This is a genomic window from Streptomyces sp. NPDC034085, from assembly GCF_055575555.1.
The window spans coordinates 425,530-452,528 of sequence record NZ_JBVISL010000005.1; the positions used below are offsets into that span (position 1 = coordinate 425,530).

General features: G+C 74.0%; 26 protein-coding genes. 15 read left to right on the forward strand and 11 right to left on the reverse strand.

Features of this window, described 5'->3' with window-relative positions; all coding sequences use genetic code 11:
• Positions 1–6: 6 nt before the first annotated feature.
• The 3 genes from ACZ501_RS20705 to ACZ501_RS20715 all read right to left on the reverse strand — a co-directional run bounded on the left by ACZ501_RS20705 (position 7) and on the right by ACZ501_RS20715 (position 2,967).
• Positions 7–1,647: a serine/threonine-protein kinase gene (locus ACZ501_RS20705; RefSeq protein ID WP_468797176.1), complete on the reverse strand. Its 1,641-nt coding sequence runs from the start codon at positions 1,645–1,647 to the stop codon at positions 7–9.
• 137 nt (positions 1,648–1,784) lie between these two features.
• Positions 1,785–2,276, reverse strand: a complete 492-nt coding sequence (locus ACZ501_RS20710; RefSeq protein WP_468797179.1) for a MarR family winged helix-turn-helix transcriptional regulator — start codon at positions 2,274–2,276, stop codon at positions 1,785–1,787.
• Positions 2,269–2,967: a DJ-1/PfpI family protein gene (locus tag ACZ501_RS20715; protein ID WP_361608783.1), complete on the reverse strand. Its 699-nt coding sequence runs from the start codon at positions 2,965–2,967 to the stop codon at positions 2,269–2,271. The genes ACZ501_RS20710 and ACZ501_RS20715 overlap by 8 nt, the downstream gene beginning before the upstream one ends.
• Before the next feature lie 168 nt (positions 2,968–3,135).
• On the opposite strand from ACZ501_RS20715, the gene ACZ501_RS20720 reads away from it, so the two are divergent.
• From ACZ501_RS20720 to ACZ501_RS20730, 3 genes are all read left to right on the forward strand, one after another.
• Positions 3,136–4,488 (forward strand): aspartate aminotransferase family protein, encoded by a 1,353-nt coding sequence (locus tag ACZ501_RS20720; protein ID WP_361608785.1) that lies wholly within the window; start codon positions 3,136–3,138, stop codon positions 4,486–4,488.
• A 108-nt stretch (positions 4,489–4,596) separates the two neighbouring features.
• On the forward strand, positions 4,597–5,268 hold the full coding sequence (locus tag ACZ501_RS20725) for a GntR family transcriptional regulator (protein WP_361608787.1): 672 nt from the start codon (positions 4,597–4,599) through the stop codon (positions 5,266–5,268).
• Positions 5,269–5,368: 100 nt separating this feature from the next.
• Positions 5,369–6,019, forward strand: coding sequence for a hypothetical protein (locus ACZ501_RS20730; protein WP_361608789.1), 651 nt, complete (start codon positions 5,369–5,371; stop codon positions 6,017–6,019).
• A gap of 54 nt (positions 6,020–6,073) precedes the next feature.
• On the opposite strand, the gene ACZ501_RS20735 is transcribed toward ACZ501_RS20730, so the two are convergent.
• Positions 6,074–6,799: an SLATT domain-containing protein gene (locus ACZ501_RS20735; RefSeq protein ID WP_361608791.1), complete on the reverse strand. Its 726-nt coding sequence runs from the start codon at positions 6,797–6,799 to the stop codon at positions 6,074–6,076.
• 273 nt (positions 6,800–7,072) lie between these two features.
• Here ACZ501_RS20735 and ACZ501_RS20740 point away from each other — a divergent pair, with 273 nt between their 5' ends.
• From ACZ501_RS20740 to ACZ501_RS20770, 7 genes are all read left to right on the forward strand, one after another.
• A complete protein-coding gene (locus ACZ501_RS20740; protein ID WP_361608793.1) occupies positions 7,073–7,417 on the forward strand; it encodes a YbaB/EbfC family nucleoid-associated protein in 345 nt (114 codons plus the stop codon).
• 68 nt (positions 7,418–7,485) lie between these two features.
• The gene (gene recR / locus ACZ501_RS20745) at positions 7,486–8,085 is read left to right on the forward strand and encodes a recombination mediator RecR (RefSeq protein WP_361608795.1); all 600 of its coding nucleotides are present in this window, start codon (positions 7,486–7,488) and stop codon (positions 8,083–8,085) included.
• Positions 8,078–8,725, forward strand: coding sequence for a DUF5063 domain-containing protein (locus tag ACZ501_RS20750; RefSeq protein WP_361608797.1), 648 nt, complete (start codon positions 8,078–8,080; stop codon positions 8,723–8,725). The genes recR and ACZ501_RS20750 overlap by 8 nt, the downstream gene beginning before the upstream one ends.
• Before the next feature lie 142 nt (positions 8,726–8,867).
• Positions 8,868–10,142: an aspartate kinase gene (locus tag ACZ501_RS20755; RefSeq protein WP_361608799.1), complete on the forward strand. Its 1,275-nt coding sequence runs from the start codon at positions 8,868–8,870 to the stop codon at positions 10,140–10,142.
• Entirely contained in the window at positions 10,139–11,212 is a 1,074-nt protein-coding gene (locus tag ACZ501_RS20760) for an aspartate-semialdehyde dehydrogenase (RefSeq protein WP_361608801.1), read from the forward strand. Before ACZ501_RS20755 ends, ACZ501_RS20760 begins: the two co-directional genes overlap by 4 nt.
• 265 nt (positions 11,213–11,477) lie before the next feature.
• Positions 11,478–12,209, forward strand: a complete 732-nt coding sequence (locus ACZ501_RS20765; protein WP_468797182.1) for a SigE family RNA polymerase sigma factor — start codon at positions 11,478–11,480, stop codon at positions 12,207–12,209.
• Complete coding sequence (locus tag ACZ501_RS20770) at positions 12,206–13,369, forward strand: hypothetical protein (RefSeq protein ID WP_468797185.1); 1,164 nt, start codon at positions 12,206–12,208, stop codon at positions 13,367–13,369. Before ACZ501_RS20765 ends, ACZ501_RS20770 begins: the two co-directional genes overlap by 4 nt.
• Here the strand turns inward: ACZ501_RS20770 and ACZ501_RS20775 are convergent.
• On the reverse strand, positions 13,347–14,192 hold the full coding sequence (locus ACZ501_RS20775; RefSeq protein ID WP_468797188.1) for an SURF1 family protein: 846 nt from the start codon (positions 14,190–14,192) through the stop codon (positions 13,347–13,349). The two genes, ACZ501_RS20770 and ACZ501_RS20775, sit on opposite strands and share 23 nt — an antisense overlap.
• Before the next feature lie 43 nt (positions 14,193–14,235).
• On the reverse strand, positions 14,236–16,059 hold the full coding sequence (locus tag ACZ501_RS20780; protein WP_468797191.1) for a S9 family peptidase: 1,824 nt from the start codon (positions 16,057–16,059) through the stop codon (positions 14,236–14,238).
• 261 nt (positions 16,060–16,320) lie between these two features.
• On the opposite strand from ACZ501_RS20780, the gene codA reads away from it, so the two are divergent.
• Complete coding sequence (codA, locus tag ACZ501_RS20785) at positions 16,321–17,637, forward strand: cytosine deaminase (protein WP_468797194.1); 1,317 nt, start codon at positions 16,321–16,323, stop codon at positions 17,635–17,637.
• A gap of 10 nt (positions 17,638–17,647) precedes the next feature.
• Positions 17,648–18,241: an HD domain-containing protein gene (locus ACZ501_RS20790; RefSeq protein ID WP_468797197.1), complete on the forward strand. Its 594-nt coding sequence runs from the start codon at positions 17,648–17,650 to the stop codon at positions 18,239–18,241.
• 70 nt (positions 18,242–18,311) lie between these two features.
• Here ACZ501_RS20790 and ACZ501_RS20795 read toward each other — a convergent pair whose 3' ends face one another.
• Positions 18,312–18,962, reverse strand: coding sequence for a TetR/AcrR family transcriptional regulator (locus ACZ501_RS20795; RefSeq protein WP_468797199.1), 651 nt, complete (start codon positions 18,960–18,962; stop codon positions 18,312–18,314).
• A gap of 102 nt (positions 18,963–19,064) precedes the next feature.
• Here ACZ501_RS20795 and ACZ501_RS20800 point away from each other — a divergent pair, with 102 nt between their 5' ends.
• Positions 19,065–19,886 (forward strand): alpha/beta fold hydrolase, encoded by an 822-nt coding sequence (locus tag ACZ501_RS20800; RefSeq protein WP_468797202.1) that lies wholly within the window; start codon positions 19,065–19,067, stop codon positions 19,884–19,886.
• Positions 19,887–20,009: 123 nt separating this feature from the next.
• Here the strand turns inward: ACZ501_RS20800 and ACZ501_RS20805 are convergent, their stop codons facing one another.
• Positions 20,010–21,344: a chloride channel protein gene (locus ACZ501_RS20805; protein ID WP_468797205.1), complete on the reverse strand. Its 1,335-nt coding sequence runs from the start codon at positions 21,342–21,344 to the stop codon at positions 20,010–20,012.
• Positions 21,341–21,865, reverse strand: coding sequence for a potassium channel family protein (locus ACZ501_RS20810; RefSeq protein ID WP_468797207.1), 525 nt, complete (start codon positions 21,863–21,865; stop codon positions 21,341–21,343). Before ACZ501_RS20810 ends, ACZ501_RS20805 begins: the two co-directional genes overlap by 4 nt.
• Positions 21,866–22,197: 332 nt before the next feature.
• Here ACZ501_RS20810 and ACZ501_RS20815 point away from each other — a divergent pair, with 332 nt between their 5' ends.
• On the forward strand, positions 22,198–23,052 hold the full coding sequence (locus ACZ501_RS20815; RefSeq protein WP_361602767.1) for a hypothetical protein: 855 nt from the start codon (positions 22,198–22,200) through the stop codon (positions 23,050–23,052).
• A gap of 114 nt (positions 23,053–23,166) precedes the next feature.
• Here the strand turns inward: ACZ501_RS20815 and ACZ501_RS20820 are convergent, their stop codons facing one another.
• Positions 23,167–23,610 (reverse strand): luciferase domain-containing protein, encoded by a 444-nt coding sequence (locus ACZ501_RS20820; RefSeq protein WP_361602770.1) that lies wholly within the window; start codon positions 23,608–23,610, stop codon positions 23,167–23,169.
• A 73-nt stretch (positions 23,611–23,683) separates the two neighbouring features.
• Positions 23,684–24,232: an NADPH-dependent FMN reductase gene (locus ACZ501_RS20825; RefSeq protein WP_361602773.1), complete on the reverse strand. Its 549-nt coding sequence runs from the start codon at positions 24,230–24,232 to the stop codon at positions 23,684–23,686.
• 159 nt (positions 24,233–24,391) lie between these two features.
• On the opposite strand from ACZ501_RS20825, the gene ACZ501_RS20830 reads away from it, so the two are divergent.
• Positions 24,392–26,986 carry an AAA family ATPase gene (locus ACZ501_RS20830; protein ID WP_468797210.1) on the forward strand — a complete coding sequence of 865 codons (2,595 nt, stop codon included), beginning with the start codon at positions 24,392–24,394 and terminating at the stop codon, positions 26,984–26,986.
• Positions 26,987–26,999: the final 13 nt, after the last annotated feature.

The window sequence follows — 26,999 nt, forward strand, 5'->3', positions numbered from 1 at the left end:
CGCCGACTACTCCCTGTAGTACGTGAGAGGGGCGCCGGCTCCCCCGTTCAGCTCGCGGCGCAGGCCCCCGTCGGGCAGCAGCCGCAGCCGGCTCCAGCTGCCGGACGTACAGGTGGGAGGGGCGCCGGAGGTGACGGTGGAAGCGTCGAGTTCCACCGGGTCGGGGGCGCTGCGCAGGGATGCCCGCCAGGAGCACGAGTAGGCCGGGTCGTCGACCCTCAGGGTCATGACGGGGTCGCCGACCGCGCCGGGGGTGAGGGTGAGGCGCCAGCTCGTGGAGCCGGAGGTGGCCCGCCAGGTGCCGGCGTAGGACTGCGGGAGCCGGCCCGGGGTTCCGCTGCCCGGGCCGCCCGCGGCGGGCCCGGTGGCGGAGCCGGAGCGCGCTCCGGAACCCGAGGCGGAAGGGTCCGCGGACGCGCTGGGGGCCGCGACCGGGGGCGGCGGGTCTTCGCTCATCACCGCGTACACCGTGCCGCCCGCCGCTGCCGCGACGACGACCGCGACCGCCACGAGGAAGGCCGTCGAGGCCGTGGCCGGGCGGGCCGGCGGAACGGGCGCCGGCGGCTGGTACGGGTAGGTGGGGGCCGTCGGCCGGTACGGGTGGGCGGGGGCCGCCGTGAGGGTGGAGGGGTCGGTGGCCGGTACGGGAGGCGCGGTCCAGGTGGGGACGGCATCGGGAGCCGTAGGAGGCTGGGCGGCATCCGGGTGGCCGGTGCGGTCCGGGCCGGGGTCCTCACGGTCCAGGAGCTGGACGGCGTGCCGGCCCAGCTGGGCCACGAGCGCGGTCGGGAGCCAGGGCTCCAGGGCCCGCCCGTCGGCCACGGTGGCGCCCGCCCCCAGCCGGTCCAGGACGGCCTGCGGCGTCGGCCGGGCGGCGGGATCCTTGCGCATGCACTCCGCGACGAGATCGCGCAGCTCGGCGGGTACGCCGCCCAGGTCGGGTTCCGCGTCGGCGATGCGCAGCAGCAGGCCGGCGGTCCCGCCGGGGTGTTCCGCGTCGCCGAAGGGCAGCCGCCCGGTGGCCGCGTAGGCCAGGACGGCGCCGAGGCAGAAGACGTCGCAGGCCGCGGTCACCGTTTCACCGCGCACCTGTTCGGGGGCCATGAAGCCGGGGGAGCCGACGAGCTCCCCGGTCCGGGTCACCCCGCCGTCGGCCTCCTCCAGGGGTCGGGCGATGCCGAAGTCGATGACGCGGGGGCCGTCGAGGGTGAGCAGCACGTTGGAGGGCTTCAGGTCGCGGTGGATCAGCCCGGCGCGGTGGATGTCCTGGAGGGCGTACGCGAGTCCGGCCGCGAGGGTCCGTACCGTGCGGGCGGGCAGCGGGCCGAAGTCGTGGGCCACGACCTGGCGCAGGCTCGGCCCGGCGACGTAGCCGGTGGCGAACCAGGGGGTCTGCGCCTCCGTGTCGGCGTCGAGGACGGGGGCGGTCCAGGCGCCGCCGACGCGCCGGGCGGCGGCGACCTCCTGGCGGAACCGGGAGCGGAACTCCTCGCGGAGGGCCAGGCCAGGGTGGACGAGCTTGACCGCGACGGTACGGCCGCGGTCGGAGCGGGCGAGGTACACCTGGCCCATGCCGCCGGCCCCGAGGCGGGACAGGAGGCGGTACGGGCCGATGTGGAGCGGGTCGGTGCGGTGCAGCGGTTCCATCGCCGGGTGGTCCCTTCCCCCTGGGCTGGCCGGACGGGCTGAGCGTAGTGCGGTGGGCTCCGCGAGGGGAGGGACGGGGTGACCGGCCGGGCGGGGACGGACCGCCCGGTTCCGGTCCTGGTCCGTCGACGCCCCTCTCAGTCCCGGTCCGTCGAGGCGATCGTGGTCAGGGCCGCCGAGAGGCGTTCCAGGGCGGCGGCCGTCTCGGCGAAGGCGGCCTCGCCGAGGACCTCCGTCAGGCGGGCGGCCAGCGCGGCGTGCCCCGGGTTGATGCGGGCGATCGCCGCGCGGCCCGCCTCCGTCGGACGCAGGAGCTTCGCGCGGCGGTGGGCCGGGTTCGGGACGTACTCGGCGAGGCCGGCCGCCGCCAGCAGGTCGGCGACGCGCTGCACGCTCTGCCGGGTGTTCCCCATGGCCCTGGCGATACCCGCGACCGGCAGCGGCTCGCTCAGCACGGCGCCCAGCACCTGCCAGCGCGCGGCCGTCAGCCCGGCCGGACGGGCCAGTTCCTCGGAGACGGAGAGGAACTGCCCGTTCAGCTGGAAGACGCCGAGGGCGGTGCGGCTCAGCAGGTCCTGCTGTGCCCGGACGGGGAGGGTCACCGCGGGGTCGCGGCGCGGGTCAGGCACGGCCGGCCTCCGCCGCCGCCATCAGGACCGGGAACGCGCTCGGGTCGGAGTCGTGGAAGAGGCGGTACCACGCGTCGAGGACGACCGGCTCGTACGCGCCCAGCCGGGCGAAGACCTCCCGCGCGAAGGCCACCGGCTCCGTCGGGCCGGCCGTGATCAGGTCCTGGGCCGTCACGGCGTCGGCCTCGACGTACCGCGCCGCGCCCCCGTAACCGGGCTGCGCCGCGAGGTAGGAGGGGTCGGCGCTGGTGTGCGGTCGCCCGTCCAGCAGCCCCTCCCGGGCCAGGCCCGCCGTGGCCCCGCAGATGGCCGCGACCGGCACCCCGGCCGCCAGGAACTCGCGGGCCTTGGCCGCGAAGGGGGCCAGCCCGTCGCCCGCGTCCCAGAGTGCGGCGCCCGGCAGGATCAGCAGCGCGGAGTCCTCGGGCCGCAGGCCGGCGAGGGCCAGGTCGGGCAGGATCCGGACCCCGCCCATCGTGGTCACCGGGGTTCCGGCGGCGAAGCCGACCGTACGGATCCGGTGGCCGCGCTGCGCGAGGTGCGCGGTGGTGTGGCCGGTCTCCCAGTCCGCCCACGTGTCGTAGACGGCGAGGTGGACGGGCTTGGCGGGTGCGGCAGCGGTCCCGGCAGCGGTCTCGGCGGTGGTCCCCGCAGCGGTCCCGGCAGTGGTCCCGGCAGTGGTCTCGGTCATGGTGCTCGCCTCCGGTCGGCAGGTCGACAGGCCATGACAAGATACTGTCATTTTGCCAGCATGCTGTCAATGGTGGGGCCCGTGGCAGACAGACTGCCGAGGGCGGCCGCCCACCCCCATACAGTCCGCCGATGTCCCTCCCGACCTGCGCACTTCTAGCGTGACCGCATGACCCCTCATGTCACCGGCGCGTCCGTCAAGGCCGCCGACCGCGCTCACGTCTTCCACTCGTGGTCCGCCCAGGCCCTGATCGACCCGCTGGCCGTCGCCGGCGCCGAGGGCTCGTACTTCTGGGACTACGACGGGAACCGCTTCCTCGACTTCTCCTCCCAGCTGGTCAACACCAACATCGGCCACCAGCACCCCAAGGTGGTCGCGGCCGTGCAGGAACAGGCCGCCAAGCTCTGCACCCTCGCGCCCGGTTTCGCCGTGGACGTCCGCTCCGAGGCCGCACGCCTCATCGCCGAGCGCACCCCCGGCGACCTCGACAAGATCTTCTTCACCAACGGCGGCGCCGAGGCCGTCGAGAACGCCGTACGGATGGCCCGGCTGCACACCGGCCGCCAGAAGGTGCTCTCCACCTACCGCTCGTACCACGGCGCCACCGCCGCCGCGATCAACCTGACCGGCGACCCGCGCCGCTGGCCCTCCGACACCGCCTCCGCCGGCGTCGTCCACTTCTGGGGCCCGTTCCTCTACCGCTCGCCCTTCCACGCCGCCACCGAGGCCGAGGAGTGCGAGCGCGCCCTCGCGCACCTCGCCGACACCCTCGCCTTCGAGGGGCCGCAGAGCGTCGCCGCGATTATCCTGGAGTCGGTCCCCGGCACCGCCGGGATCATGACCCCGCCGCCCGGGTACCTGGCCGGCGTGCGCGAGCTCTGCGACCGCCACGGCATCGTCTTCATCCTCGACGAGGTCATGTCGGGCTTCGGTCGCACCGGCGCGTGGTTCGCCGCCGACCACTGGGACGTCACCCCCGACCTGATCACCTTCGCCAAGGGCGTGAACAGCGGCTACGTGCCCCTCGGCGGCGTCGCCATCTCCGCCGCCATCGCCGAGACCTTCGCCACCCGCCCCTACCCGGGCGGCCTCACGTACTCCGGGCACCCCCTGGCCTGCGCCGCCGCCGTCGCGACGATCAACGTGATGGAGGAGGAGGGCATCGTCGAGAACGCCGCGCGCATCGGCACCGAGGTGATCGCGCCGGGGCTGGCCGACCTCGCCGAGCGGCACCCCTCGGTCGGGGAGGTCCGCGGGCTCGGCGTCTTCTGGGCACTGGAACTCGTACGCGACCGGGCCACGCGCGAGCCGCTCGTCCCGTACAACGCCTCGGGCGCCGACAACGTCCCCATGGCCGAGTTCGCGGCGGCCTGCAAGGCGTCGGGGCTGTGGCCGTTCGTCAACATGAACCGGACGCACGTCGTCCCCCCGTGCACGGTCACCGAAGCCGAGGCCAAGGAGGGCCTGGCGCTGCTCGACGAGGCGCTGACGGTGGCCGACCGCCACACGGTCGGGGCGTGAGGGTCCGGATAGCGGGCGTTATATCCGCATACCGGCCGTAGACCGCTCGGTTTCGGCCGCGCTGCCTGGCCTAAGGTGTCCGAAGTCCTACGGAGGAGACGGACCCTTATGCCAGGCAGCCGGAGCGGAGGTGTCACCCGCAACACCCTTCGGCAGCAGCTCGCGGACGCGCTGCGTGACGAGGTGCTCGCGGGGCGGCTCCCTCCGGGGACCGAGTTCACCGTCAAGCAGATCGCCGAGCAGTACGAGGTCTCCGCGACCCCGGTGCGCGAGGCGCTGGTCGACCTCGCGGCGCAGGGCCTGCTGGATTCCGTGCAGCACCGGGGCTTTCGCGTGCGGGTGTACACCGTGGACGACTTCCGGGGCATGATCGAGGCCCGGACGCTGGTGCTCGACGGGATCTTCCGCAGGCTCGTCGAACGCGGTGCCCCGCCCGGCACGGGCGAACTGCTGGTGTCGGTGCGCCGCCGCGCGGAGGAGGCGCGGCGGGCCGTGCGCAGCGGTTCGCTCGAAGTGCTGATCGGCTACGACCTGCGCTTCTGGCGGGAGCTCAGCGAGCTGGTCGGCAACACCTACATATCGGAGTTCCTGCACCGCATACGGATCCAGTGCTGGGTGTTCTCGGTGCCCCACCTGCAGGAAGCGCCGGAGCTGCGCGCCGCGCTCTGGGACGGGCACAACGAGCTGGTGGACGCGGTGACCCTGGCGGACCCGGACGCGGTACGGCGCATCGTGCGCGCGTACAACCAGCACGGGCTGGACTGGGCCGCGGGCCTCTGACGCCGCCGCCGTGCCCGGCGGGGTTCTGCGCACCCCTTCGCGGAGCGTGTCCGGCGCATTACTCTGGCCGGATCGGCGGCAACGACTGATCGGAGCCCGCGTGGCCTGTGACCTGTGGCTGGTCCCCCTTGTCGACGTGCTGTGCCACAGCCCCGACAACCCCTTCGCGGAAGAGATCGCCTCGTACGACAAGGCGCTGGGCGAGGCGGGCCTGCCGTCGGTGCCCGTGTTCGCGTACATGCCGGGCCTGAGCGGGGACGTGGCCCCGGTGGCCGGCTTCGACTACGACGCCCTGCACTTCCTGCGGCGGGCGTACCTGCTGCAGGTCTGCGGGCTGCCGGTGACGCCGGTGGACGAGCTGGGCGGGGACTACGAGCAGCTGCTGGAGATGTTCGAGCCGACGGCGCAGCAGTCGCACCTGGTGTGGCACTACGACCACGCGGGGGCGTACGTCCCGGTGGACTTCACGGCGCCGCTGGCCAACGAGGAGCTGCTCGCGGCGGGCGGCCCCCTGGGGTCGGCGCAGGGGCTGCTGCGGGAGCTGGCCTTCGTCGCCCCGGCGATCGGCATAGACCCGGCGAACCCGCCCGCCGCGCCGGCGCCGCCCGGCGGCCCGACCTCGCTGGAGGAGCCGGCGGGGCCGATCCCGTACGACGAGAGCCCCTTCGCCCGGGAGCGGCACGTCTGGCTGGGGCTGCACGCGGCGGCGACGCGCAGCCTGGGTCAGGGCTCGATGATCATCTTCAGCTGACCCGGCCCGGGCGGCGGCCCCGCCGCGGAGCCGGGCGGCGCGTCCCCGCCCGGCTCAGCGCGGCTGCTCGGGCGGTCGCTGGCGGGGCATGTTCGGGCGGGTGCCCGGCGGCAGCGGGAAACGCGCCGGGGGGACGCCCGGATCCGGACGGGCGGGCGCGCCGGCCAGGGACTGCATCAGCAGCGGCGCCGGACCCGCCCGGAACTCCACCATCCAGTCCGCCGTCTCCGAGCGCACGAGTTCCGTGACGTCCTCGGAGAAGCGGCGCAGTACGGTCAGGCACCGCTCGGCGGCCTCGCTGGCCGTCCCCTCCGTGGGGCCCAGCACCTCGCGCACGTTCTCCGAGGCCCAGTCGAACTGGAGCGTCTGGAGCCGCCGCTGCACCGCCTGCGCCGTCGCCACGTCCCGCATCCACCCGGACGTCAGCCCGAAGAACCGGTCACAGGCCAGGCAGGCCGCCGCCAGCAGCAGGGCCAGGTACCCGTACGAGGACGCGCCCGGCGCCGAACCGGTCAGCTCCAGCAGCGGCATGGCCGCACCCGTGACGGCGCCCACGGCCGCGCCCGCCCGCAGGGTCCGCGCACCCCGGCGCTTCCAGGCCCGGTCGGACAGGTACCACTCGGCCGTGCGCAGCGCGTCGGCCTCCACCCGCCGGTAGAGCTCGTCGAGGCGCTCGGCGGGCTCACCCCAGTCCCCCAGAGGGAACGGCCGGCCGGTCAGGTCGCCGTCCTCTGCGGGATCCCGGGGTGGCCCCTCGGGCTGCATCTCCGGCTGACTCACCCGGCACTCCCTCTGCCTGCGCTGACGTGTGATGCGCGTGTGCGCAATGGTGCGCATGCTCTTCCTACCTTCGAATGACACGCGATGGGCAGCGAATCCCGGGTTTTCCGCCCGCAAGGAGGGCTCCATCAGGTACGCGCACGCCCCGTCTCTCACCCGAAAGAGTTGGTCCTCCCGGCGTAGGGCGCCGCGCCCGGGGAGCACGTAGGCTCGGATTGACCGAGCCTTTCCGAAGGCGATCCGCAACCGTTGTGACGTACGGAGTGAGTACCTGTGATTCCCGGTGGTGGCCAGCCCAACATGCAGCAGCTGCTCCAGCAGGCCCAGAAGATGCAGCAGGACCTCGCGGCGGCCCAGGAGGAACTGGCCCTGGCCGAGGTCGAGGGCCAGGCCGGCGGCGGCCTGGTGAAGGCGACCGTCACCGGCTCCGGTGAGCTGCGCGCCCTCGTCATCGACCCGAAGGCCGTCGACCCGCAGGACACCGAGACCCTCGCGGACCTGGTGGTCGCGGCGGTCCAGGCGGCCAACGAGAACGCGCAGGCGCTCCAGCAGCAGAAGCTGGGGCCGCTGACCCAGGCACTGGGCGGCGGCAGCGGCATCCCCGGCCTGCCGTTCTAGTCCCTTCCACCCCCACCGTCCCGCACTCCCCACCGCATACACCGCGCAGAACGAAAGAAGGCAGTCCGTTGTACGAAGGCGTGGTCCAGGACCTGATCGACGAACTGGGCAGGCTGCCCGGCGTCGGGCCCAAGAGCGCGCAGCGGATCGCCTTCCACATCCTGCAGGCGGAGCCGACCGACGTCCGACGCCTCGCGCACGCGCTGCTGGAGGTCAAGGAGAAGGTCCGCTTCTGCGCGGTGTGCGGGAACGTGGCGCAGGAGGAGCGGTGCGGGATCTGCCGCGACCCGCGCCGCGACGAGGCGGTCATCTGCGTGGTCGAGGAGCCGAAGGACGTCGTCGCGATCGAGCGGACCCGCGAGTTCCGGGGCAAGTACCACGTCCTGGGCGGGGCGATCAGCCCGATCGAGGGCGTCGGCCCCGACGACCTGCGCATCCGCGAGCTGCTGGCGCGGCTGGCGGACGGGGCGGTCACCGAGCTGATCCTGGCGACCGACCCGAACCTGGAGGGCGAGGCCACCGCCACCTACCTCGCCCGCATGATCAAGCCCATGGGCCTGAAGGTCACCCGCCTGGCCAGCGGGCTCCCCGTCGGGGGAGACCTGGAGTACGCGGACGAGGTCACGCTGGGGCGGGCCTTTGAAGGAAGGCGACTTCTCGATGTCTGACGCAACGCTGCACGCCCGGGGCCAGGATCCGGACGACTTCGCCGTCCAGATCGCGGACCAGATCGAGTCCTTCATCGTCGCGGTCACCGAGGTGGCCAAGGGCGAGGACCCGGACAGCGCGGTTCCCTTCCTCCTCCTGGAGGTGTCCCAGCTGCTGCTGGCGGGCGGCCGGCTGGGCGCGTACCAGGACGTGCTGCCCGACGAGCGCTACGAGCCCGACCTGGGCCCGGAGCCCGACGTGGACATCCTGCGCGAGCGGTTCGCCCTGATGCTGGAGCCGGTCGACGTCTACTCCGAGGTCTTCGACCCCTACGAACCGCGCAAGGCCCCGGTCCCGCACCGCATCTCCGACGACCTGGCCGACGTGGTCGCCGACCTGCGCCACGGCCTCATCCACCTCCAGGCGGGCCGGGTCACCGAGGCCCTGTGGTGGTGGCAGTTCTCCTACTTCACCAACTGGGGCCCGACCGCCTCCGCCATGCTGCGCGCCCTCCAGTCGCTGATCGCCCACGTGCGCCTCGACCAGCCGCTCGCCGCCCTGGACGGGCTGGACACGGACGAGGACCTGGCCGAGGACGACCTCGCGGAGCAGGCCGGCGCCGTCATGGCCGAGGAGCTCGGACAGCTGGGCCGCAAGTAGGCGCGGAACCGGCGGCGCGTACCGTGTCCGCGGGGCAACCGCTCCGACGATCTTTTCATCTCATGATGTGGTACGTGGCGGTCGGATCGCGGCCGCTCGTTACACTGCACCAGCAATGAGACGGACCGAGCGAGGAGCGCACGTGGGCCTTGTCGTGCAGAAGTACGGAGGCTCCTCCGTAGCCGATGCCGAGGGCATCAAGCGCGTCGCCAAGCGGATCGTGGATGCCAAGAAGAACGGCCACCAGGTGGTCGTCGTGGTTTCCGCGATGGGCGACACGACGGACGAGCTGATCGATCTCGCCGAGCAGGTATCCCCGATGCCTGCCGGGCGTGAATTCGACATGCTGCTGACCGCCGGAGAGCGGATCTCCATGGCCCTGCTGGCCATGGCGATCAAAAACCTGGGCCACGAGGCCCAGTCGTTCACCGGCAGCCAGGCAGGCGTGATCACCGACTCGGTCCACAACAAGGCGCGCATCATCGATGTGACGCCGGGCCGGATCCGCACCGCGCTGGACGAGGGCAACATCGCCATCGTCGCCGGCTTCCAGGGTGTCTCCGCGGACTCCAAGGACATCACCACCCTCGGCCGGGGCGGCTCGGACACCACCGCCGTCGCGCTCGCCGCGGCGCTGGACGCCGAGGTCTGCGAGATCTACACCGATGTCGACGGCGTCTTCACCGCGGACCCCCGCGTCGTGAAGAAGGCCCGGAAGATCGACTGGATCTCCTCCGAGGACATGCTGGAGCTCGCGGCCTCCGGCTCCAAGGTGCTCCTGCACCGCTGCGTCGAGTACGCCCGCCGCTACAACATCCCGATCCACGTCCGCTCGTCCTTCTCCGGACTGCCGGGCACATGGGTCAGCAACGAGAATCCGCAAGGGGACGCGCAGGTGGAGCACGCCATCATCTCCGGAGTCGCTCACGACGTCTCCGAAGCCAAGATCACGGTCGTCGGCGTTCCGGACAAGCCGGGCGAGGCCGCGGCGATCTTCCGCGCCATCGCGGACGCCGAGATCAACATCGACATGATCGTCCAGAACGTGTCGGCCGCCTCCACCGGCCTCACGGACATCTCCTTCACCCTCCCCAAGGCCGAGGGCCACAAGGCCATCGACGCCCTGGAGAAGGCGAAGACGCAGATCGGCTTCGACTCCCTGCGCTACGACGACCAGATCGGCAAGATCTCCCTGGTCGGCGCGGGCATGAAGACCAACCCGGGCGTCACCGCCTCCTTCTTCCAGGCGCTGTCCGACGCGGGCGTCAACATCGAGCTGATCTCCACCTCCGAGATCCGCATCTCGGTCGTGACCCGCCAGGACGACGTCAACGCGGCCGTCATCGCCGTCCACACGGCCTTCGGCCTCGACTCCGACAGCGACGAGGCCGTCGTCTACGGAGGCACCGGCCGATGACCGCGGACCGGTCCTCCGGCCCGGCGCTCGCCGTGGTCGGGGCGACCGGAGCAGTCGGCTCGATCCTGCTCCAGATCCTGTCCCAGCGGGCGGACGTCTGGGGCGGCATCCGCCTGATCGCCTCCCCGCGCTCGGCCGGCCGCGTGCTGGCCGTCCGCGGCGAGGAGACCGAGGTGCTCGCCCTCACCGAGGACGCCTTCGAGGGCCTCGGCGCGGGCGACGTCGTGCTCTTCCTCACCCCGGCCGAGGTGTCGGCGCGCTGGGCTCCGGTCGTCACCGCGCGCGGTGCCGTCGTGGTGGACCAGTCCGCCGCCTTCCGGGAGGACCCCGAGGTGCCCCTGGTGGTGCCCGAGGTGAACGGCCACGCCGTACGGATCCGGCCGCGCGGGATCGTCGCGGGCCCGGACTGCGTGACCGCCGCGATGATCGCCGCCGTGGGCGCGCTGCACGCCGAGTACGGGCTGGCCGAGCTGGCCGTCTCCTCGTACCAGGCCGCGAGCCGCGCGGGGCGGGCCGGTGTGGAGGCGCTGCGCAAGCAGCTGGTCCAGGTCGCCGGCAGTCCTCTGGGGGAGCTGCCCGGGGACGTGCGCCGTGCCGTGGGCGAGGACACCGGGCCGTTCGCGGCGCCGCTCGCGCTGAACGTGGTGCCCTGGTCCGGTGAGCTGCGGGAGGACGGCTGGTCCTCGCACGAACTGGCCGTACGGGCGGAGACGCGGCGGATCCTCGGCCTGGCATCGCTGCCGGTCGCCGTGACCTGCGTCCAGGTCCCGGTGGTGACCGGGCACTCCTTGACGGTGCGCGCCCGCTTCGAGCGGGAGGTGGCCGCGTCGCACGCCCGCGACCTCCTCGAAGCGGCGCCCGGGGTGGTCGTCGTCGACGATCCGGCCGCGGGGGAGTTCCCGACTCCGGCGGACGCGGCCGGTACCGACCCGGCCTGGGTGGGGCGGCTGCGGGGTTCCCTGGACGACCCGAGGGCGCTCGAGTTCTTCGTGTGTGCGGACAATCTACGCAAAGGCGCCGCACTGAACGCCGCTCAGATCTCGGAACTGATCGCGGGTGAATTCGCGTAATTCGCTTTGTAGGATCTGTGATGATCCCTTGATCAAGGTGATGGCCCGACTGCCGCCTGGATGAATGGGGCAATCGGGAAGAGCGGGTACGCATGAAGGCAATGGGGAAATTGCTGAATACTCTGCCGCGCGCGTACAACCCTGACGGGGCGACGCGTGTCCAACGGGCGTGGCAGAGGCACTGTTGGACGTGGCCGTCCTACCGGCGCGCAGCGGGATCGCTCCCCCGCGCCGGCGACCGGGCGCGCCCGGCGGCGGCTTCCCTGTGATCGTTCCCGTCCCGCCGGCCAGCGTGCCGCACATCGCGACGACCCGGGGCGGCCGCGTGCCCTCGCCCCGGGACGGCGCGGACACCGCCGCGAACCCGCCGGCGGCGCAGGCCCTCCCGCCGGAGACCGCGATACCGCAGGCCCCGACACCCGCCGGGACGGTACGCGGTGGTGCCGAAGCCGGGGCCGGTGGCGAGCTCGCCGGTGCCGCCGGTGAGCGGCCCGTCGTGGCCGGTACCACCGTCGACCACCTCACCGAGACCTACCAGGCCCACTACCGCTCCCTCCTCGGCCTGGCCGCGCTCCTCCTCGACGACACCGCCTCCTGCGAGGACGTCGTCCAGGAGGCCTTCATCCGCGTCCACTCGGCCCGCAACCGGGTACGGGACCGCGACAAGACCCTGGCCTACCTCCGCCAGACCGTCGTCAACCTCTCCCGCTCCGCGCTGCGCCGCCGCATCCTCGGCCTGAAGCTGCTGTCGAAGCCGATGCCGGACATGGCCAGCGCGGAGGAGGGGGCGTACGACCAGCTGGAGCGCGACGACCTGATCAGGGCCATGCGTGGACTCCAGCGCCGGCAGCGCGAGGTGCTGGTGCTGCGCTACTTCGCGGACATGACGGAGGTCCAGGTCGCCGAGGCGCTCGGGATATCGCTCGGCTCGGTCAAGGCGTACGGATCGCGGGGCATTGCCGCGCTGCGGGTGGCGATGGAGGCTGCGCAGTCATGAGGGACGACCACAGGAACCCGCCCGGCCCCGCCGCCACGGCCACGGCCGACGAGCAGGCGCTGCGCAGCCTGCTGGCCGGTGCCGTGCAGGGACTGGAGCCCTGTGAGGGGGCCCTGGAGCGGCTGCGCCACGCGGTGCCCGCGCGCCGGGCCCGCAAACGGCAGGCCCTGCTCGTGACGGCGGCGGCCGCGCTGCTCGCCGGCACCGCGGTCCCGGCCGCGCTGCACTTGGGCTCCGACGAGGGGACCGCGGCCGGGCACTCGGCCATGGCGGGCCACGGGGAGTCGCAGGGCGGCAAGCCGGGCGACCCCTCCGACCCCCGCCAGAACGGCTCCGACGCCGTGGCCGGGCCCGGGCCGTCGACGTCGGCCGGTCAGGGACGGCAGCCGGGCGGCGGCGAGCGGCCGTCGCCCGGGGTGAGCGGCTCGCCGTACGCCGACGCGGTCGCGGGCCCCTCCAGCACGGCGGGCGTCCCCGCCGGCGGAGCCGGTCGCGGCCCGCTGCCGCCGCTGGGAGCGGCGGCCGGAGTCCCGGGCTGCACGGCCGACCAGCTCGGCGTGTCGGGCAGCGCCCGCGCCCCCGAGACCGACGGCAAGGTCTACGGCAGCTTCAAGGTCACCAACGTCTCGGCCCGGGGCTGCACGGTCACCGGCCCGGACACCGTGACGGCCGCCCCGGTGGCGCCTCCCGGCCCGCCGCCCGCGCCGGCCGCGGCGCCGCCCGTGACGGTGGCGGACCACACGGCGGGGGACCCGGCGAGCGCGCTGCTGCCCGACCCGTCCGCCGAGGCCCCGGTCGTGGTGCTCCAGCCGAACAGCGCCTACGAGGTGCGGTTCGCGTGGGTGCCCTCCGGGCAGTCCTGCCCGGCGGCGACGCCCACCCCGTCGCCCAAGCCCCGGCAGGACGGCGGCGCGGCGGCACAGCCCGCCACCGGCGCGCAGGGCGGCACGGCCGACGGCACGGCCGGGGGTGGGGAGCCGACGGGCGCCGACGGAGCCGCGGCCGGTGACGCGCACAGCGGCTCCACGGCCCCGGAGGCGGCCGGAGTGGAGGTCTCCCACACGCCCGGTACGGGTGCGCCGGTCACCCAGGCCACCATCCCGGCGGCCTGCGGCGGCACGGTCTACCGCACGGGCCTCATTCCGCCGGGCGCGCCGTAGCCGGCGCCGCGTCCCCGACCGGGCTCGCGGTCCCCGCGGCCGCGTCCGCGGCAGCCGCGCCGGGGACCCCGGCGGGCAGCAGACCCGCTTCGGCGTCGCGCAGGGTCTCCACCTCGCGCCGGTAGAGCCGGAACCACATGAAGAGCGCGAAGGCGACGAAGACGAACCACTCGCCGGTGTAGCCGAGGTTCTGGAAGGCCTTCAGGTCGAGCCCGGTGTTGGCCGGCGCCTTCGCCGGCACCGGAGTCATCCCGTCCACCGGTGTCTGCACCGTCAGCCAGGCGTCGTACAGCGGATCGTGCACCAGGTTGACCAGCGTGGCCGCTGCGATCACCCCGAGCTGGCCCGGCGGCAGCCCGCCCTGCGCGTGCACGCCCTTGGTGCCGGCGTTCTCCGAGGCCTGCAGGGCCCCCGTGACCTCGACCCGCCCGGCCGGCGGGGCCGGTGCCTTCGCGGGGTCCGCCGCCCCCGGCAGCCAGCCCCGGACCACGGGGATGGTCTTCCCGGAGTCGGTCCGCAGCAGGGTCAGCACGTAGAAGCCGGACCGGCCGCCGAGGTCCCGCTCGGGAACCAGCAGCTGCTGCCCGTACTCGCCGGCCGTGGCGGCGGGCCGTCCGGAGGTCCTGGTGTCCACCGGGAGCAGCGAGTCCAGCGGCTCGGCCGCCTGCTCGGCGGGGCGCTCGGCCTGCGCCTCCTTGTGGCTGCCGACGCGGTCCTCGAACCGGCCGAGCTGCCAGGTGCCCATGAACAGGCAGAAGGGGACGGCGAGCGCGACGAAGACGTTGATCCCCCACCAGCGCGGGGTCAGGAGAAACCGGTGCACCCCACCAACGGTACGGGGGGTGCACCGGGAGACCCGTGCCGGGTCAGCGCGGCAGGTGCTTCAGCGCGAATTCGAGATCCATCCGCACCTGCTTGATCCGCTCCTCCACCACCAGCGAGCCGTGCCCGGCGTCGTAGCGGTACACCTCGTGGACCGCGCCGCGCGCGGCGAGCCGGTCGATGTAGTTGTCGATCTGCCGGATCGGGCAGCGCGGGTCGTTCACGCCCGCCGTGATGTGGACGGGCGCCTTCACCGCGTCGACGTACGTCAGCGGCGAGGAGGCCGCGAACCGCTCCGGGACCTCCTCCGGCGTACCGCCGAAGAGGGTGCGGTCCAGGGACTTCAGCGCGTCCATCTCGTCGTGGTACGCCGTCACGTAGTCCGCCACCGGTACGGCGGCCAGCCCGACCGCCCAGTCGTCGGGCCGCGTGCCGATGCCCAGCAGCGTCAGGTACCCGCCCCAGGACCCGCCCGACAGCACCAGCCGCGCCGGGTCGGCCAGGCCGGAGGCCACGGCCCACTCCCGGACCGCCGTGATGTCCTCCAGCTCGATCAGGCCGACGCGGTGCTTGAGGGCGTCGGTCCACGCGCGGCCGTAGCCCGTCGAGCCGCGGTAGTTGACCCGCACCACCGCGAAGCCGTGGTCCAGCCAGGCGGCGGGGGTCGCCGCGAAGGCGTCGGAGTCGTGCCAGGTGGGACCGCCGTGGATCTCGAAGATCGTCGGGAAGGGCCCGTCACCGTGCCCCGCGGGCCGCTGCGCGAGCGCGTGGATCCGTCCGCCGGGCCCCTCGACCCACACGTCCTCCACCGGCACCGAGCCGGGCGGCCGCATGCCCGGCGGGTCCAGGACGATCCCGCCCGCGGTGGACCGTACGGCGGCAGGCTCGGCGGCCGAGGACCACTGGTACTCCACCGTCCCGTCCGGCCGGGCCGTCGCGCCGGACACCGTGCCGGGCGGCGTGTCCACCCGTACGAGTTCCCGCGCGGCCAGGTCGTAGCGCCACAGCTCGCTGCGCGCCTCGTAGCTGTGCGCGATGAGGAGCGCGGTCCCGTCCGGGTACCACTCGGCGCTGACGTCGCCCGGCAGGTCGACGGCCAGGTCCTCCTCCGATCCCGTGGCCACGTCCCACACCATCGGCTCCCAGCGGCCGCGCCGCTGGTGTCCCACGAGCAGCCGGGTATCCCCGGCGACCGGCGCGAAGCCGAGCACCTCCAGGCCCAGCTCCTCGGTTCCGCCGCGGGAGTCGTCCAGCTCCGCGACGGTGGCGCCGTCGAGGGTGACCACGCGGAGTGCCGAGTGCATGGCGTCGCCGTGCTCGGTGTGCTCGATCGCGAGCAGGGTTCCGTCGTACGACAGGTCGCCGACGCCGGCCGACTCGCGGTGCCGGTAGATGACCTCCGGGGCACCGCCGCCGGGCCGTACGACGTGGATCATGGAGCCGTCCTCGTCGGTGGACCGGCCCACGACCGCCGTGCCGTCCCGCGCGATGGCGAGGCCGGCGGGGTAGGAGGGCTCCAGGCCGGGCGTGGCGGGCTCGTCGGGTCCGCCCGCGAAGGGCTGGCGGACCCAGGTGCCGAACTCGTCGCCGTCGGTGTCGGAGAACCACCAGATCCACTCCCCGTCCGGGGAGAGGGCGCCGTCGGTGGTGCCGTTGGGACGGTCGGTGGCCTGCCGCTGCGAGCCGGTGGCCCGGTCCCAGGCGTAGAGCTCGTACGTCCCGGTGGCGTTCGAGACGAAGAGCGCGCGGTCCGGGGCGTCCTCGGCCCAGTCGGGCAGCCCCACGCGCGGAGCCCGGAAACGCTTCTCCCAGTCGGGCATCTCGGAAGCGGGGGCCGTGCCGGGGGTCAGGTCGCTGTCGCTGGTCATGCGCCCCATTCTTGCCGCACCGGCGGCCGGGATGCCGACTGCGCCGAACGGGCGCACGGTGGTGTCCGTACGCCGGACGCTGCCGAGAGGGTGTCGAGCACGGCCAAGAAGGCTCGTACCGGCCACCACGCCACCAGGATTCGGAACGCGCGATGGCGAAGACCACGGCCGCCGAGGCGCGTGCCAAGGCCGCCGGCACAAGCCACGGCCACGGCTCGATGTTTCACGTGAAACACGGGGTCCCGTGCGTAGGCTGACGGCATGCGGATGATCGTCCGGGGCGCCCGGTTGCTGCACGAGCACGGCTTGTCCGACGTCGAGGTCGCCGAGGACGGCCGGATCGCCCGGGTGATCCCGTACGACGACCAGAAGGAGCCGCCCGCGACGGGCGTGCTCATCGAGGCGCACGGCGGGCTCCTCACCGCCCCGTTCGTCGAGCCCCACATCCACCTCGACACCGCCCTGACCGCCGGGCAGCCCCGCCCGAACACCTCCGGCACCCTCTGGGAGGGCATCGCCTGCTGGAGCGAGCGCAAAAGGACCCTGACCCGTGAGGACGTGATCGCGCGGGCCACCGAGGTGCTGCGCTGGCAGGCGGCCAACGGCGTGCTGCACGTCCGCACCCACTGCGACGTCACCGACCCGTCCCTCACGGCGCTCGACGCGCTGCTGGAGGTCCGCGACCGGGTGCGGGACGTGATGACCCTGCAGATCGTGGCCTTCCCGCAGGAGGGCATCGTCTCCTTCCCCGACGGCGAAGCCCTGCTGCGCGAGGCCGTCGCCCGCGGGGCGGACGTCGTCGGGGCGATCCCGCACTTCGAGGACACCCGCGAGGACGGGGTCGCCTCACTGCGGACCGCCTTCGCGGTGGCCGAGGAACACGGGCTGCGCGTCGACGCCCACTGCGACGAGATCGACGACGAACAGTCCCGCTTCGTGGAGGTACTGGCCACACTGGCGCTGCGCTCGGGACTGCGCGAGCGCGCCACCGCCTCCCACACCACCGCCATGGGCTCCTACAACGGCGCCTACAGCTTCAAACTCCAGCGTCTCCTGGCCCGTTCCGGAATCGGCCTGGTCGCCAACCCCTTCGCGAACCTCAACCTCCAGGGCCGCTTCGACGCCTACCCCAAGCGGCGCGGCCTCACCCAGGTCAAGGAGATGCTGGCCGCCGGGGTCAACGTGGCCTTCGGCCACGACGACGTGATGGACCCCTGGAACGCCCTCGGCACCGCCAACCCGCTCCAGACCGCCCTCGTCGGTCTGTACGCCGCCCAGCTCACCGGCGCCGACGACATCCCGCTCGCTTTCTCGATGGTGACGGAGCGTGCGGCGCGCGTGCTGGGCCTCTCCTCCGCCGAGTACGGGATCGCGGCGGGCGCGCCCGCCTCCTTCGTCCTCCTCCCGGCGCCGAGTCCGGAGGAGGCGATCCGCCGTCAGGTCCGGCCCCGGTACGTCGTCTCGCGCGGCACCGTCCTCGCCGAGACCCCGCCCGCACCCGCCAGACTGTGGTGGCCGGGGGAGGAGGGCCCGTCGGAGGTGGACTTCACGCGGCGCTCCGGGACGGGCACGGCCTAGGGTTCCGTCCATGACGTGGACCCTTCACAACCTTGACTCCGGCGCGGCCCGTTCGGCCTTCGAGATCGCCTCGGAGTACGCCGACACCGCCCTGCTCAACCACTCCGTGCGTTCCTACGCGTTCGGCGCCGAGTACGCGCGCGTGCACGGGCTCTCGTACGACGCGGAGCTCTTCTACGTCAGTGCTCTGCTCCACGACCTGGGCCTGACCGCACCCTTCGACAGCCACACCCTGCCCTTCGAGGAGGCCGGCGGACACGTGGCGCGGATCTTCACGGCGGGCCTGGGCTGGGAGCCGGCCCGCCGGGCCCGTGCGGAGGAGGTCATCGTGCGGCACATGCGGGAGGACGTCACCGCCGCCGAGGACGTCGAGAGCCACCTCCTCCAGGTGGGCACCAGCGCGGACGTGTCCGGTCTGCGCGTGCCCGACTTCGACCCCGCCTTCCGGGCCGGCCTGCTGGAGCAGTACCCGCGCCTCGGCTTCGGCCCGGCCTTCCTGGCCCTGGTCGAGGACCAGGCGTCCCGCAAGCCCGCCTGCGCGGCCGCGGCGTACGTCGCCTCGGGCGCGGCGAAGCGCATCGCGGCCAACCCCCTGGACGCGTGACGCGCCGGGCGGACGCGTGAGGCGCCGGGCCGGGCGGGGCCGTTCCGCCCGGCCCGGCCCGCGCACTGCCTCAGAGCCCCCGCTCGACCATGGTGATCACGTCCTGGCCCGCCTGGTGCGCCTGCTCCGGGCCGATGCCGCGCAGGGGGCCGTCGATGATCAGGGCGGCCAGGCCGTGCACCGCCGACCAGGCGAGGAACTCCGCGCCCGGGCGGCGGTCGGGCGGCAGGACGCCGGTCTCCACGAGGGCGTCCAGTGAGGCGCCGAGCAGCTCGAACGGCGTGAGCCCGCCGGCCCCGGCGGCGGTGGTGTCGGTGGCGTACGTCATGTCGGCCGGGACGTGGAACGCCGTCCGGAACCAGCCCGGCTCGGACACGGCGAAGCGGATGTAGCCCGTCCCCACGGCCCGGAAGCGGGCCCGGGCTCCTTCGGCAGGGTCCCGGGCCGGGGGGAGGCCGTCGATCTCCGCCTCCATCGCCAGCGCCACCCGGGCCATGGCGGCCTGCGCGACCCCGTGCACCAGCGCTCCCCGGTCGGCGAAGTGCCGGTAGGCGGCGTTGGGCGACACCCCTGCGCGCCGGGTGGCCTCCCGCAGGGAGACGGTGTCCGGTCCCCCTTCACGCGCCAGCTCCAGGGCCGCTTCGAGCAGCGCGCTGCGGAGGTTCCCGTGGCGGTACGTGCTGCGCTTGGGTGGCGCGGGCGGTTCGGCTTCCGAAGACATGGGGCCTCGATTCCTCGCAGTATGTGGACGGCGTCAACTTCTAGGTATAGCCTATGTGCGCGATGTGGACGTCGTCCACATAGGGAATAGGGGGAGCAGAGCATGGAGAAGGTCGTATCCCGCGACGGGACCGCCATCGCCTACGACCGCACCGGCGGGGGCCCCGCCCTCGTCCTCGTCGGCGGCGCCTACCAGGTCCGCGACGACCCGAGGTGGGGCGTGCTGGCCCGGCTCCTCGCCGACCGGTTCACCGTCGTCACCTACGACCGGCGCGGGCGCGGCGACAGCGGTGACACCGCCCCCTACGCCGTGGAGCGCGAGTTCGAGGACCTGGCCGCCGTCATCGCCGAACTCGACGGGCCCGTACGGGTGATGGGCATGTCATCGGGCGCCGTCCTGGCCCTGGAGGCCGCCGCCCACGGCGTCCCGATGAAGGAACTGACGGTGTACGAGCCGCCGTTCGTCATCGACGACAGCCGCCCTCCGGTCCCCGCCGACTACGTCGCCCGGCTGGACGAGGCCATCGCCGAGGGCCGGCGCGACGACGCCGTCGCCTTCATGCTGACCGCCGCCGTGGGCGTCCCCGCCGAGGTCGTGGAGCACATGCGCGCGAGCGGCATCTGGAACCACTTCGCGGCGCTGGCGCACACCCTCCCGTACGACGCCCGGATCATGGACGGCACCATGTCCGGACGGCCCCTGCCCGCGGACCGCTGGGCGGCCGTACGGATCCCCGTCCTCGCCCTCGGCGGCGGAGCCAGCGACCCCTGGCTCCAGTCCGGCGCCCGCGCCCTCGCCGCCCTGCTGCCGGCCGGCCTGCACCGCACCCTGGACGGCCAGACGCACGACGTGGATCCGGCCGCTCTGGCGCCCGTACTGGCCGAGTTCCACGGCAGCGAGCAGAGCGCGGGCCCGGCCGCGTAGCCGTGAGGCCCGGAGGACGGCGGCGTCCTCCCCGGCTCGCACGGGCCGGCGCACGGCCGCCGCACGCGGCGGGGCGGGTGCGGCGGCGCAACCCGCCCCCGCCCCCCTCACACGCGGCGGCCCTCAGCCCGCGAGCTCGCGGCGGCGCGGCCCGGGCAGCAGCTCGGTGACGATCAGGGCGGCCACGGCGGCCAGGATCACCACCGGGGTCATACCAGCGGTGCCGACCAGCAGCAGCGCCATCACCGAGCTGCTGACCGGCAGCCGCAGCACGCTCGCCGCCGCCGCGGCCAGCCCGGCCGCCACCGCGGGCACCACCCCCAGCCCCGGCAGCGGCGACGCCAGCACCCCGGCGGCGGCCCCGAGGAACAGCGCCGGGAAGATCGGGCCACCGCGCAGGCTGCCGAGACAGAGCGCGTACCCGACGGCCTTGCACAGCAGGACGGCCACCAGCGCGAGCACCCCCCAGGCGCGCGGATCATCGGCCAGCGTGGCCATCACGGCCTGCCCGGACGAGGCCACGTCGGCCGGGGAACGGCCCGTGACCAGCGCGTATACGGCCGCGCAGACGCCGGCGCCGAGCGCACACAGCGCCGTACGGGCGATCGGAGCCTTCGCCACGAAGGCCGCCACCGCCTGGCCCACGCCCACCGCCTGGCGCAGGAGGGCCGCCACCGCCACCGCCACGAGCAGTGCCCAGCCCACGTCCGCCGCGTCCAGCCGGGGCACGGGCCCGGGGAGCTTGACGCTCAGGCCGCCGGTCTGCAGACCGGTCCAGCGTCCGAAGCCCGTGAACACCAGGGCCCCCAGCCCGCTGGAGAGCAGGGCCGGCAGCATCACGGCGACCAGCTGCGGCCCCCCCACGCCCACCACCTCGATCAGCAGCACCGCCGCGATCAGCGGGCTCCCGAAGATGGCGGCGATGGCCGCCGCCGCCCCGGCCACTCCCAGCAGCGCCGTGGCCTGCGGGGTGGCCGGGCCGCGCGCGAGGTCCCGCAGCAGCAGGGCGAAGCCGCTGCCCAGGGCGATCAGCGGAGCCTCCGGCCCCAGCACCGCGCCGAACGGCAGACTCGCCACCGCCGCGAGCACCACGCCCGGCAGTGCCCTGGTCGATCCCCCGCCCACGGCCAGACCGGCGGCGGGGATGTGCCCGCCGGCGCCGGGCAGCCGGGCGACCACCAGGCCCACGAGGGCGCCGGCGGCCAGCAGCAGGGGCAGCGGCCACCACCACGGCGGCCCGTCCCAGCCCAGCGCGTGCGGCAGGCTCTCCCACAACAGCCGCTGCAACGCGTGCAGCCCGGCGAGGAACCAGAAGCAGACGAGGGACACGGGGATCCCGACCAGGGCGCAGAGCAGCAGGATCCTGCGGTACGGGGGCGTCTTCAGCAGCCCCCGCAACAGGACCGGCTCGGCCGGCGGGGCCGGTGCGGCCGGCCGGCTCGGTGGGGTCGCCGTCATGGCTCGCTCCTCTCGGGCTGTCGGGAAGGCCCGGTCTGTACCGCTCCGAACAGCACCTTGGCGACGAGCCCCACCACGATCAGGTCGGCCACCATCTGTACGGTGACCAGCGCGCGCCCCGTCCCGTCGGAGGGCGCGATGTCCCCGAAGCCGACGGTCGCGAACACCGTGACGGCGAAGTACAGGGCGTCGGTGCGGCTCAGCGGCTCGGAGAACGACCCCGGCCGGTCCTGCGAGAGCAGGACGTACGTCGCCGAGAACAGCACCAGGAACAGCGGCACGGCGGTACCCACCGCCTCCAGCGCCCGCAGCCTCGGACGGCGCGAACGGGCGATGGCCGACACCTGCCAGGCGACCAGGAACCCGAAGAGGGCCAGCCCGGCGAGCAGCGCGGCGACGGCCGCCGCCCCGAAGCCGTGGTCGAGCGGGGCCGCGTAATAGAGCCAGGTCAGCAGCGCCGCGGACGCGCCCGCCCGCACCAGGTGCCCCAGCACCGCCACCCGCCCGGAGCCGCCGCCCATGACCGCTCCTCACCGCCGCCGGACCCTCCCCGCATTCCAACACCCCCCACCCCACCCCGCACCTCACACACACCCACCCGAAGCCCGACGGCGCACGTGTGCAGCTCCGCACTCCACCCCACGCACTCCGCGTCAGGCGGCCTCTCGCCCGCATCGACGCAGGTCAGACCGTGTTTTGGGGGGTCGAGGGGGAGCAAGGACCGCGGCCCGGGCGAAATCGTCCAGGACGACACCTTCTGTCAGAGCCCTGGGCTAGCATCAACACCGTTGCCCGCACGGGCATTTGAGTCGTGCTGCCGGCATGTGCTGTCGCGCCTGGGGAAGGGGACCCCGTGTACTCGGAAATCCGCAAGATCACGCCGCAGTTGGCCCAGGAGTGGCTGAAGAAGAACACGAGCAACCGACCGCTCAGCCGGCAGACGATCGCGCAGATGGCACGGGCGATCGAGCGGGGGGAGTGGCAGCTCACCCACCAGGGGATCGCCTTCGACGAGGATGACGTGCTGATCGACGGGCAGCACCGACTCGAAGCGGTGGTCAAAGCCGACATCGCGGTCGAGATGATGGTGACGCTCGGAGTGCCGAGGGCGTCCTTCACCGTCATGGACACCGGCCGCAAGCGCACGGGCCGGGACGCCCTCTCCCTCGCGGGTGAGGTGAACAGCACGCACCTGGCCGCGGCCCTGCGCGGCCTGCACCTCTACCTGACACAGCCCGACCTGGGATGGTCGGGAGCCTCGTCCCTCGTCTCCAACGACCAGCTGCTGGGCATCCTGGCCCAGCACCCTGACATGCGGGACGCCGTCAACCACGGCATCCAGCTGAACAGGGGCACGAAGATCACGGTGACCGCCGCGTCCATCGGCTGGTACGTGACCGGCCGTGAGCGGCCCGACGTGGACCAGAGCCCGTGGTACGACGGCCTGATGACCGGAGCGGGTCTCTCCCAGTGGGACCCCAGGCTCACCCTGCGCAACACCCTGCTGGGCCTGGCGGCCGGCAAGCGCCACCGCAAGGCCGACGACTCACGCGAGCACCTCCTCTACTACCTCAAGTCCTGGAACGCCTGGGTCGAGGGCCGTGAACTGAAGCTGCTGCGCCGCTCGCCGGGCGAGAAGATGCCCCAGATCACCAGGAAGCTCCAGCTCGACGCCACGCCGCCCCACACCCTGGACGAGGCCGTCTGACCCCGCGCACACGCCGCCGCCCCGGCTGCCTCACGGGCAGCCGGGGTCCGGGGCGGGATCCCTCCCGGGCGGTGGGCCACGCGCGGGCCACCGGCCGGGTCTCCCGTGTGGGGCCTACTTCGCTCCCACCGCGTACCGGTACGACGCCTGGACGATCTGCCAGACGGTCTCCAACTCCGCCGCGTTCCTGGGCCCGTAGACGAGCGTCACCGCCTGGACCGGGTGGTGCACGCCCCAGCCCGCCTCGATGACGTCCTCCTCGGCCTCCTTCGGGAGCGTGACGTGGAGGGAGCCGTCGTGGTGGGGGTGGATGTGGGCCCACTCACGGCCGCGCTGGAAGGCTTCGGCCGGCCCCGTGCCGATGCCCTCGGGCAGGAAGAGCGCACGGGCGTGCGGGACCGAGACCAGCGTCGGGGCCATGTAGACGTACGGCAGCGAACGCATCCGCCCCCACAGCTCTTCCTGCAGCATGATCGGGGAGATCTGCGAGCCCTGGCCGTGCGGGGCCGGGCCGAAGACGCGCGGGGCCGCGCCCTCGCGGGGAGTCAGGGTCAGCATGACGGTGTTGTTCCTTTCCAGCCGGTGAGCCGGCCGTGGCGCGAGTGCTCGGAGGAGTTGCGGCGAGAGCGGTTCACGCATGTGCAGGGGCGAGCTGGTCGAGGACCTGGAGCAGGCCGGTGACGACTTCGCTGTCGTCGGCGGGGTGGACGGTGGCGAAGCGGGTGACGGAGCCGGGGATGGAGAGCCGGGCCTCCTCGAGGACGGTGCCTCCGGCGATGCCGACGGACTTGCGGGCCTCGTCCTGGGCCCAGACCCCTCCGTAGCGGCCGAAGGCGGTGCCGATGACGGCGACCGGCTTCCCGGTGATCGCACCGGTCCCGTACGGGCGGGACAGCCAGTCGATGGCGTTCTTCAGCACGGCGGGGATCGTGCCGTTGTACTCGGGCGAGACCAGCAGCAGCCCGTCCGCCCGGGAGACCGCCTCACGCAGGCGCGCCGCCGGCTCGGGCACGGCGCCTTCGACGTCGATGTCCTCGTTGTAGAAGGGGATCTCGGCAAGGCCCTCGTAGATCTCGATCTCCGCGTGCTCCGGCGCGTGCTTGACGGCTGCCTCGGCCATCCGGCGGTTGTGTGAGCCGGCCCGCAGGCTTCCCACGAGGGTGAGGATGCGTACCGTCATGATCAGACTCCTTGTCGAGAGGCCCGGGGGCGACCGTGGCGGGTGCCGCGGACAGGTCCGACAGTAGGCTCGGATGACTACCGGCCGGATCAGTAAGGTTTCTGACAGCAGCTACGTAACCGTCTGCGCGGCCCGCAGGAACGAGGGGGAGGGCAGCACATGCTCTACGGGCGCCAGTCCGAGGAGGCGGCGCTGGACGCGTTGCTCGACGCGGCGACGGGGGAGGGCCGGCGCGGGGGCGCGCTCGTCCTGCGCGGGGAGGCGGGCATCGGCAAGTCGGCCCTGCTGGACCGCATCGCGGCGGCGCCGGCGCACACGGTCCTGCGGGTGACCGGATGCGAGGCGGAGCGCGACCTCGTGGGCGCCGCACTGCTCCAACTGCTGTGGCCCGTACAGGACCTGGTCACCGAGCTGCCCGAACCGCAGGCGCAGGCACTCCGGATCGTGCTGGGCGGATCCGCCTTACCCGCTGACCGGTACACGACCGGGCTCGCGCTGCTCACCCTGCTCGCCCGCCTCGCCGAACCCGGCCCCGTGCTCTGCGTGGTCGACGACGCCCAGTGGCTGGACCAGAGCAGCGCGGACGCGTTGCTCTTCGCCGCCCGCCGGATCACCGCCGAACCGGTGGTGCTCGTGTTCGCCGCCCGGGACGAGGGCTTCGACGCGCGCGGCCTCCCGGAGCTCTGCCTGCCCCGGCTGGACCGGCAGGACGCCGCGAAGGTGCTCGACCGGTACGGGCTGTCGCCCTCACGCCGCGAACGGGTCCTCGACGACGCCGATGGGAACCCGTTGGCCCTGCTGGAGTTCGGCCGCACCGACCGCACCTCCGGGCCCTCCGGCGGGCGGCCCGTCACCGACCGCGTCCTCGCTGCCTTCCGCGACGAGATCTCCGAACAGCCCGCCGACGTCCGGCTGCTGCTGCTCACCGCGGCCGCGGACAGCAGCCGGGACCTGCCCTCCGTACTGGCCACCGTCGACGCGCTGGGCGGCAACGGGGCGCAGGCACTGGAGGCGGCGGAACAGTCCGGCCTGCTCCGTGTCGACGGCTCCCGGCCGGCCTTCCGGCACCCGATGATCCGCGCCGCCGCCTACCAGGGCGCCGCCTCCCTCCAGCGGGCCCGCGTGCACCGCGAGTTGGCCGAGCGTGCGGCGGACTCCGACGTACGCGCCCGCCACCTGGCGCTGGCCGCCCTCGGACCGGACGCCGCGGTGGCCGCGGAGGTCGCCCGGGCGGCGGACCGGGCGCGGGACCGCGCCGCCCCGGCCATCGCCTGCGACCTCTACCAGCGCGCCGCGGCCCTCTCCACCTCCCTGCCGGACCGAGGACGCCTGCTGCGCTGCGCCGCTGCCGCCTCGGTGGCCGCCGGCGACCTGCACCTGGCCGACACCCTGGCCGAACAGGCCGGCCCGCTCGCCACCACCGGAGCGGAACGGGCCGCCGTCGCCGAGGTCCGCGCCGCCGTGGAGTTCGAGCGCGGCGACCAGGCCGCCGCGGCGCGGCTCCTGGTGGCCGGCGCCCGGGAAGCGGGGCCCGGGCCGTCCGCGTCGATGCTGCGCACCGCGGCGACGTACGCCTGGTTCTCCGGGGACGCCGACTCGGTGCGCGCCTGCGCGGAACTCCTTCCCGGCGACCACACCGTCCAGGGCATGGCCGGCCTGGTGGACGGCGACCATGCGGCCGGTCTCGCCGCACTCGCCGAGGCCGCCGCCGAGGGCGGGGAGGGCATGCGCCCGGTCTACGCCGCGGCCCTGCTCGGCGACGACGACCGGGTGCAGGAACTGGTCACCGCCGAAGTGGCCCGCCGGCGCCGGGCCGGCCTGGTGGGCGGACTCCCGGAGGCGTTGCAGATGCTGGCCCGGCTCCAGGTCATCCAGGGTCGGCACCGCGACGCGGAGGCGTCGGTGGCCGAGGCCAGGGCCGTCGCCGAGGACTGCGGCATGCCGCAGCGGATCGGCCGCCTCGACGTGGCCCTCGCCCGGATCGCGGCGATCGAGGGGGACCCGGAGCGCTGCCGGCCCGTGGCCGGGGGGACCGTCGACGGCGGGATTTCGGTGGCCTGCCTGCTCGGCCTGCTCGACCTGGGCCTCGGCCGCTACGAGGACGCCCTGGTCCGGCTGGAGTCGGCGTGGACCCGCCCGGCGCACTACATGACGGCTTTGGTGGCGGCGACCGGCGACCTGGTGGAGGCCGCGGTGCGGCTCGGTGTTCCCGAGCGGGGCCGGGTCCCGTGGCAGCGCCTCGAATCCTGGGCGCGGGCCGGGGGCCAGCCGTGGGCCCGGGCGATCGCGCTGCGGTGCGAGGCGCAGCTGACCGGCCGCCAGGAGGCCTTCGCGGAGGCCGAAGCGCTGCACGAGAGGAGCGGACGCCCCTTCGAGGCCGCCCGTACGCTGCTCGTCCACGGCGAGTGGCTGCGCCGTGCCCGCCGCCAGGCGGAGGCACGGGCCCGCCTGCACGGCGCGCTGGAGGTGTTCGAGCGCCTGAACGCCACCCCCTGGGCGGAGCGCACCCGCGCCGAACTGCGCGCCGCGGGGGAGTCCGCAGCCCCGGCGGTCCCCACCGCCCGCGCCCTCGCCGACCGGCTCACCCCGCAGGAACTCCAGGTGGTCCGGCTGGCGGCGGCGGGCCGCAGCAGCCGCGAGGTGGCCGCCCTGCTCTTCCTGAGCCCCCGCACGGTGGAGCACCACCTGTACAAGGCCTACCCGAAACTGGGCATCCGCTCCCGCACCGAACTCGCCCGCCTCAACCTGGACTGACCCCCAGCCCCAC

What these genes read in the sequence shown, in the direction of transcription:
- ACZ501_RS20705 (WP_468797176.1), bottom strand. Translation starts at nt 1,647, where the DNA reads ATGGAACCGCTGCACCGCACCGACCCGCTCCACATCGGCCCGTACCGC.
- ACZ501_RS20715 (WP_361608783.1), bottom strand. Translation starts at nt 2,967, where the DNA reads ATGACCGAGACCACTGCCGGGACCACTGCCGGGACCGCTGCGGGGACC.
- ACZ501_RS20720 (WP_361608785.1), top strand. Translation starts at nt 3,136, where the DNA reads ATGACCCCTCATGTCACCGGCGCGTCCGTCAAGGCCGCCGACCGCGCT.
- ACZ501_RS20725 (WP_361608787.1), top strand. Translation starts at nt 4,597, where the DNA reads ATGCCAGGCAGCCGGAGCGGAGGTGTCACCCGCAACACCCTTCGGCAG.
- ACZ501_RS20750 (WP_361608797.1), top strand. Translation starts at nt 8,078, where the DNA reads ATGTCTGACGCAACGCTGCACGCCCGGGGCCAGGATCCGGACGACTTC.
- ACZ501_RS20760 (WP_361608801.1), top strand. Translation starts at nt 10,139, where the DNA reads ATGACCGCGGACCGGTCCTCCGGCCCGGCGCTCGCCGTGGTCGGGGCG.
- ACZ501_RS20770 (WP_468797185.1), top strand. Translation starts at nt 12,206, where the DNA reads ATGAGGGACGACCACAGGAACCCGCCCGGCCCCGCCGCCACGGCCACG.
- ACZ501_RS20780 (WP_468797191.1), bottom strand. Translation starts at nt 16,059, where the DNA reads ATGACCAGCGACAGCGACCTGACCCCCGGCACGGCCCCCGCTTCCGAG.
- codA (WP_468797194.1), top strand. Translation starts at nt 16,321, where the DNA reads ATGCGGATGATCGTCCGGGGCGCCCGGTTGCTGCACGAGCACGGCTTG.
- ACZ501_RS20790 (WP_468797197.1), top strand. Translation starts at nt 17,648, where the DNA reads ATGACGTGGACCCTTCACAACCTTGACTCCGGCGCGGCCCGTTCGGCC.
- ACZ501_RS20795 (WP_468797199.1), bottom strand. Translation starts at nt 18,962, where the DNA reads ATGTCTTCGGAAGCCGAACCGCCCGCGCCACCCAAGCGCAGCACGTAC.
- ACZ501_RS20800 (WP_468797202.1), top strand. Translation starts at nt 19,065, where the DNA reads ATGGAGAAGGTCGTATCCCGCGACGGGACCGCCATCGCCTACGACCGC.
- ACZ501_RS20805 (WP_468797205.1), bottom strand. Translation starts at nt 21,344, where the DNA reads ATGACGGCGACCCCACCGAGCCGGCCGGCCGCACCGGCCCCGCCGGCC.
- ACZ501_RS20810 (WP_468797207.1), bottom strand. Translation starts at nt 21,865, where the DNA reads ATGGGCGGCGGCTCCGGGCGGGTGGCGGTGCTGGGGCACCTGGTGCGG.
- ACZ501_RS20820 (WP_361602770.1), bottom strand. Translation starts at nt 23,610, where the DNA reads ATGCTGACCCTGACTCCCCGCGAGGGCGCGGCCCCGCGCGTCTTCGGC.
- ACZ501_RS20825 (WP_361602773.1), bottom strand. Translation starts at nt 24,232, where the DNA reads ATGACGGTACGCATCCTCACCCTCGTGGGAAGCCTGCGGGCCGGCTCA.
- ACZ501_RS20830 (WP_468797210.1), top strand. Translation starts at nt 24,392, where the DNA reads ATGCTCTACGGGCGCCAGTCCGAGGAGGCGGCGCTGGACGCGTTGCTC.